The organism is Nonlabens dokdonensis (assembly GCF_002162835.1).
Classification (GTDB): domain Bacteria; phylum Bacteroidota; class Bacteroidia; order Flavobacteriales; family Flavobacteriaceae; genus Nonlabens; species Nonlabens dokdonensis_B.
Window position 1 is genome coordinate 1 of sequence record NZ_MAAX01000101.1, and the last position, 7,025, is coordinate 7,025.

The following is a 7,025-nucleotide window of genomic DNA, read 5'->3' on the forward strand; positions in this document are numbered from 1 at the left end:
TATCGACCTCAGTTCTTTAAAGAAAACTTACCTATGGTATTAAATGTGGCAGATTGCCTGAAAAATGAAAGTATTGAGCAATATAAAAAAGAAGAACGTTCCCTTATCGCAAAACGATTGATCAATACGCAAAAACGCTATAAGCAATTGATTAAATGCATGAAGGCAGACTATATCTCTACACCTACAAAATTTAAACAGCTCAAAAAAGAACTTCATTTATATACCGGTGATATCGCATTTAAGTCTACCAGAAGTATGGGCGGCGTTTTAAATACCGCACTAGAATTTGTTAAAAGAAACTACCACGATTTAGATCACTAGATAAAATCAGTATTAAAATTAGAATCAAAAATAAGTCCGATAAATAAAACATCTCTGTTCATTTATCGGACTATTTATATCTCAAATCTTAGTTTTCGCTATTCGCTATTCGCTATTCGCTATTCTTGATTATTTTTTCTCCTCGCGGTTAAAATAAACTAAGTAATAATACATTTGTTTTTCTTCGTCCCAACCTTTCTCTATAAATTTCTCTGCACTATCAGGATTTGTAAAATCCATTTTAATTTGCACGTGCGTATCTAGATTGATTACATTTTTTATTCCCTTACGGGCTGCACTTACTGCAGTATTTGAAATAGGGAAGGAGCTCACATCTTCGATGGAGTGTTTAGGTCCTTTTTCTACTTTATAATTTTTAAATTCTGGAATTAAATCTGGGTTATCTAGTGTATCATTTAAAAAAGCAGTCTCTTCAAAATTATCGTTTTTAGCAAAATGATTTACCGCGCGATTCATGAACATGACCTCTTCCTTTTTATCTTCGGCAGGCAGTACCACGTCTTTTGCAAAGTCTTGACAAAACTTCAAATACTTCTTAGTAAAGAAATTTTCGTCTTCAAAAACGTCTACTCCTAGAAAATTATCCAGCCAGTACTTTGCATCATAACGGTTTGAATCTACAGATAGAATCTTGTATCCAGCTTCTTCTTCTACGTTAAAAATAATGGCACCTTTGTCCAGTTTATTTAGGTTCACACCTTGCTGCAAGATCATTTTTAGATCTGTTTCTCCTTCTTCAAATTGCAAAAACTCTTGCTTGATCTCGCTCTTAAAAATCCCAATGGCATCGGTCTTGTTATTATCGACCATTACGTTGTCAAAATAACAAATGTATACCTCACCACTTCGTATGTGTGGATGCTCTGATTGCTCGTACAAGTGTTTTGCGATCTTCTTACTATTATCTAGTAAAGAAGCTGGTGTGGAGAATACCGCTTTCGCGAAAGCGTACATATCATGAAACTCTAAGTCATCTTCATGAAAGAAACTATAATAAGCCTCTTCCTTAGAGCGGAATGGTTTTAAGAAATACTCCTTCAATAGGGAATGCATCTCGTCGTCCAGAGCTGTACTTTCACTAGAGGTAAGTAATAACTCTCCTTTGTTCTTATTACCTACACGATGTATGGCAAGATTTTCAATTCTGGTATTAAATAGATTGATCATAGTCTAGTAGAGGTCATTTTCATCAAAAGATTGGTCATCATAAAAGTCATCATCACCGTCATCTATATCGCCACGATACTCTTCTTCACCATCATGAAAGCGAGGATCTGCTTCAAATTCTTTGTCTGGAGCACTGTCTGGCAATTCACCGACAGAAAAAATCACTTGCGGATAAGCACTTCCAGAAACTGGTGCTACGACATCTGCCAGTTCTACGGAGAAGGTCCATAGACTCAAGAAGTCATAAATATAGATCATTCTGGTTTTCTTTTTACTCATGGCGTTTTCCATGAGCGTATCGGCCATTTTTTTAACGGGACTCATTCCACCACTCATATCAAAAAGGCAGTATTCTTCACCTTGATTCCACTCTTCATCACTGGCATAAAAGCTTGCCATTTCATCACCAGGTAACTGAAATGCCTGTACAATAACGTTATGAAACTCTTCTAGAGTAGCGTTGTCTTCTATTTCAATATCTCTAAAACAGTCCACACTGGCATCCAGAAGAACTCTTAATCTATAGATCATTTACTTCATTTTTTAAGGATGGCAAAGATAAGATTTTTTGAACTTGAAGTAGAATTTGAAAATTAAACAACAATAGTTAGTTACCCCTATTTTCATATAGTTTGTAAATCATCCAAAAAGCAAAGGCAGATGCTGTATCAGAAGCCATTGCTTTAGCCTCTGATGGGCGTCGATCAAATTCACAACTTAAATCTTTACTCTGCTTGATTAAATCAGAAACACCTCTTATCAAACCAGTAATAAGGTTATTTTGTGATCGACCTTGTTTTGAAATGGTTTTTGTAAAACCGAAGCCTTCCATTTCAACGACAGACGTGTCATTATAATGTTTATTTAAAATTTCTCCAACTTGTGAATCATAATGCTCTATTAATTGATCACCTGAGGCTATAATACCAATATCAGCAGTTGGAGAGAAGTTTTTATATTCACCTTTTATCAGTTTTTTCCAATCATTTTTAAGCCTTTCTTTTTTTGCTTTTTCTAGAAAAACAAAGCTCAAAAAACCGCTATCTGGTCTTGCGGAAAACATATTTTTATCTGTTTTACCTGATTCATAAGAATAAATTTTTTCTGGTATTACAACGTCTCCAATTTTGAAATCGTTTATTTTTCTAGAACCGGCGATACCAACGAACAATATCAATTGTGGAGAATGGTTTGAAATCGCTCTTTCAGTTTCCATTGCTGCAATAGAATTTTTAGCTCCACATTCTCGAATAACGACATTTGCAATAAGTTTCTTATTTAAATTAAACTCACCAATTTCGTAACTGGTATCATCAATATCTTTATCTTTTAAATTAGTCAGGTGTGCCCTGACTGCTATGTACTCCTCTTTTATGGCTGTCAAAATCACTACCAATGGAGTTTTACTAGTTTTTGGTGTGTAGATTTTCTTTGACATCAAATATGAAATTTTGTTTTTTATTATTTCTTCCCAATTGGATTCCTTTAAATCAAATGTAGTAATTATCCAGCCTTCGTCTTGAAACCTAGCTTCAACTTGATTTCTTATATCTTGGTAAGACGTCAAACCAATTATCGAATCTGGGCGTGAAATATCGAATCTCCTGGTAATTTCTTTTAATAAATTTAATCCGGATTTATTTTTAATTTTCTCACCTTTTCTAATAGGTAAGTTTAAATCAAGTATTAACAAATTGACTTCTTGATTAGATAATAAAATTGTCATGGCATCAGAAGTATTTCTTGCTACTATAACATTCAAAGATTCATTTGAGTAAGACTCGTGAACTACTAGTTTGATCCTTTCAATTTTAATTTCTGAATCGTCTACCACTAAAATATTTAACATATTAAACTAATGATTTTAAGAAATCATTTAACTCGTTTTGCCATTCTGTACGTTTCGAATTATATATTATATAACCTCTATATATTTCAAAATACTTAGATTCTAATTGAGTATGGAGTTCGTTTATTGAAATAGATCCACCATCAAATTCATTATATTGAGTTAAAATTTTTACCTCGGATACCTTTTTGTATCTTTTCATTTCTTTTAAAATATCACGCCCGCCGAAGTTTCTCGGTTTTCCAGAAGAACTACTTGTGTTCTGATCATATGTTGGTAAACTCATGTCTAGTAAAATGAAGTCAAATTGATTCTGAAATATCTCCTTTAGACCACTTTGATAAGATATTTTCAGTTTCATATTTATATTGGGAAAATTTCCCTCTATAAAGCCTATCACTTTTTTTGCCTTATTCGGATCATCTTCGATTATTAACCCTTTCATATAATTAATTTTTTATTTTCAATTATTATCTCTACAACATAACTGTCAATAGAATTATCAACATTTACTTCATAATTGGTTTGTTCTAAATCTGCTGAAATACACCTACAAATTTTTAAATAGCCTGAATCTCCTTCAAAACTATTAGCTAAATTTCCATCTTTATAATTATTAACTTTTCGTTTTATATCTAAAACTTTGGTATTTAAGTCTTTAATGTCAATCAAAGGAGATAAATTATTTGAAACGAAGATTTTAGTTAAACCATTTTTTGATTCTATTAATATGTTAATTTTTAAATCTCCGTTTAAGTCTCTATTATTTTTAATAATATTATCAAATATGTTGATTAGCATATCGCCAAAGCCTTCAAAGTATTTTCCTTTAAATTTAGAATTGCATTGGATTTCTTTATTGACTTGTGCAATATTCAAAATATCTCCGTTAATACTGTTAGCATAATCTAAACTAGTTTCTAAAATCATTTCAATTGGAAATTCATCGACATAATGATTTCTAGAAACTTTAAACCATTTTTGAACTTGTCCTGTCACCAATTGAATTTCTGTTTTACATGCAATAATTTGTTCTTCTAATAAGGACGTTTTTTTTGTATTACTAAATATTGTTCCAACATTTGTTTCCATTTGTTCAATTATATCAATAAATTTTGAAGACATCTCTGATTCAATTTTATGCCTAATCTTTTCTAATTGTGAATCTAATCGATCATAAAGTATATCAAAAACTTCATTGATAAAATCATCTGGTTTTTCGATTCTACCTATCTTATTAATAAAATTAGCTTTCATTTCAAGTTCTGAAAAAGCAAAATCAAACATTTCAGATCCATCATTATCTATTTCCTTAATTTTTATCCAACTTAACCCTAGATCTATTAAATCATCAATTGCTCTAGAACTTTCTTTAAAAACATCCTGAATATTTGATACTAAGTTTTGCGGTATTACGTCGTTTTTATTCCAATGTTCAATTTCTTTATATTCATCTGTTGATGATTCTTTTGATGAGATTAAATTATACTTATCAAAAACATTCCTCAACACATTCGAGAAAGTTCCGTGCCTTATTCGCATACTCAGAAAGCTTTTGAAACCAAAATCTTCATTAAAAATAAATTGATCCTTGATTTCCTCGAACAATAATAGAAAATGCGTATACCTTATTCTAGGAACTCTAACTATATTGTCGTCAAGTATGGGTTCTCCATAAAGATATAAATGTAAAATATTTTCATCAACTGGTTTTATACAATAGAACATATAATCTATTTTATTCGGATCAAATATTTCACTTATGGTCATAGAAGATAAAGCAGAGAACTTCTGATTATTTAAAGATAAATACCGATCAAATATTTCTGTAATTTCTGAAATTAGAATTTTAAATAAACTCTCGGTATCTACAAAGATTCTACTCTCATGAATGTGTTTAACTCCCTTGCGAATAGTATCTTCTTTTGTTATATTTAAGATTTCATCGTTATACTGTTTTAAGTTTTCTGGATTTATAGTTTTTAAAAAGTTTAGTATTGCAATTCTTTCGAGGGAAAGGGCATCTATAGAATTTAAGTATGGAGAGTCCTCTAGATTACTTTTTATGCAACAATTTTCCAAAAAATAAATTAAATGTTCTGTTTTGAATTTAGCTGATATACACTCTATTTCGGAAGGTTTTTTTAAATCATGTTGTATTAGGAAATTTGCTATTGAATCATAACAATAGGATTGAGATTGTTTAGTAATTAAAAAATAAATAGGAGTAACAATACTTTTGTATACTACAGATTCGTTATATTCTACTAAGTAATCGACTAATTCTTGATTATAATAATGATCATAAAAATTGTCTGTTCTAAAATACTCATCGATTATAATAAGAATGCATTTATCTACCATTTGGAGATTGAAATAACATAATATTTTATTTTTAATTAACCACGTTGTCACAAACTCTGGGGAACTTATTTTTGTATTGTTCTTATCGAATAAGTTTAAAGCAGTAAGGGCTTGTTCATAATTCCCTATCTTTATTTTAGTTATAACATATAATTCAACCTGATGAAAAAAATTATAATTAAGGTCTATATCATTTTCTCGGAGTGATGCGAAAACCAAATTACTCCATTTTGCATTAAGATTACTTACTATTTTTGAAAAGTCACTTTTGTCAAATGCATTGACATTTCGATAAGAAATAACACTTCCATTTAAGAACACACATTTGTGTATGCTGCTTGGGACGTTAAATCTGAATTCATAATATAAATCTTCGAGTAAACAATTTGAAAAACTAAAATTACTATTCCGATAATATTCAGCAAGTAGTATTTCTCTGTTTGAATTATATTTTGAACCTTTAATCATCATCGACCTCATAAGAGTCAAAATTCGAGTCAAAGTATTTTCGTTTTTAAAAAAATCTTTCACATCTTTATTTATAAATAATATAGATTTTATAAAAAAGGAATGTAACTCTTGGATGTTTGGTTTTTCAATTAATATTTTTGAACATTCAATTGCAACCTTAGTATATTCTGCCTTGAAAAAAAGGTCTGCTATTTTATCATAATATTCTTGATTTTTTGAATAAATATGTTGAGCTATTTCGCCAGAATTTAATAAGGCTGAGAGCTTCACCCAATAACTGTCTTTTAATTCATCTTTGAATAGTGTTATGGCTCTTGAGAAATTTATATCTTGTTTTAACTCTAAAACTTTAGTAAAGGTCAAGGGCAAAATTAATTTAATAGAATTATATCTATCAATGACTGAAAAGTCTGATTCAAAATTTACAATAAAAGCCAAATGTTTAAAATTGCGTTCGAAATTGAATGGGTCGAACTTAAAAAAAACATATTCGACTAAATGTTCGGATTCTTTCGGATACATTGTAGAGTGATGCTCAACTGTCGAATCGTACTGCCAAGCAGGTAAATCTTTCTCCATTCTTAACCTTCCAAATTCGACAATTATAGGTAATTTAGAAGATTTTCCATTTATTGATAACTCTTTAACTAAATCATTATTTGCTTCGTTATTGTTATCTAGTGTGTTGAGATACATTTCAACTAATAATGAATATAGCGAACTACTAATGTCATTTTCTATGATGTCCAGTTGTTGATCAACCTGTAAAATGTTATCATTTAGAATATTTATTTCAATCTTGTCTTTTATATTTTGAAATTTTGTTATT

General features: G+C 30.1%; 5 protein-coding genes and 1 pseudogene. 1 reads left to right on the top strand and 5 read right to left on the bottom strand.

Annotated features, from left to right (window positions below; genetic code table 11):
* A pseudogene (locus A9Q93_RS06335) lies at positions 1–324 on the top strand (hypothetical protein); the annotation flags it as partial.
* A 129-nt stretch (positions 325–453) separates the two neighbouring features.
* Here A9Q93_RS06335 and A9Q93_RS06340 read toward each other — a convergent pair.
* The 5 genes from A9Q93_RS06340 to A9Q93_RS06360 form a co-directional block, all read right to left on the bottom strand.
* Positions 454–1,512: a nucleoid-associated protein gene (locus tag A9Q93_RS06340; protein WP_303686540.1), complete on the bottom strand. Its 1,059-nt coding sequence runs from the start codon at positions 1,510–1,512 to the stop codon at positions 454–456.
* A 3-nt stretch (positions 1,513–1,515) separates the two neighbouring features.
* Positions 1,516–2,043: a hypothetical protein gene (locus A9Q93_RS06345; protein WP_303686541.1), complete on the bottom strand. Its 528-nt coding sequence runs from the start codon at positions 2,041–2,043 to the stop codon at positions 1,516–1,518.
* A 76-nt stretch (positions 2,044–2,119) separates the two neighbouring features.
* Entirely contained in the window at positions 2,120–3,361 is a 1,242-nt protein-coding gene (locus tag A9Q93_RS06350) for a hypothetical protein (RefSeq protein ID WP_303686542.1), read from the bottom strand.
* Position 3,362: 1 nt separating this feature from the next.
* Positions 3,363–3,806 carry a hypothetical protein gene (locus A9Q93_RS06355; protein ID WP_303686543.1) on the bottom strand — a complete coding sequence of 148 codons (444 nt, stop codon included), beginning with the start codon at positions 3,804–3,806 and terminating at the stop codon, positions 3,363–3,365.
* Positions 3,803–7,025 (bottom strand): hypothetical protein (locus tag A9Q93_RS06360; protein ID WP_303686544.1); only part of this gene is annotated, 3,223 nt, incomplete at its 5' end. The genes A9Q93_RS06360 and A9Q93_RS06355, both read right to left, overlap by 4 nt.

Bases quoted from the DNA above. Each gene is read 5' to 3' on its own strand.
- A9Q93_RS06350 (WP_303686542.1), bottom strand. From the start codon at position 3,361: ATGTTAAATATTTTAGTGGTAGACGATTCAGAAATTAAAATTGAAAGG.
- A9Q93_RS06340 (WP_303686540.1), bottom strand. From the start codon at position 1,512: ATGATCAATCTATTTAATACCAGAATTGAAAATCTTGCCATACATCGT.
- A9Q93_RS06355 (WP_303686543.1), bottom strand. From the start codon at position 3,806: ATGAAAGGGTTAATAATCGAAGATGATCCGAATAAGGCAAAAAAAGTG.
- A9Q93_RS06345 (WP_303686541.1), bottom strand. From the start codon at position 2,043: ATGATCTATAGATTAAGAGTTCTTCTGGATGCCAGTGTGGACTGTTTT.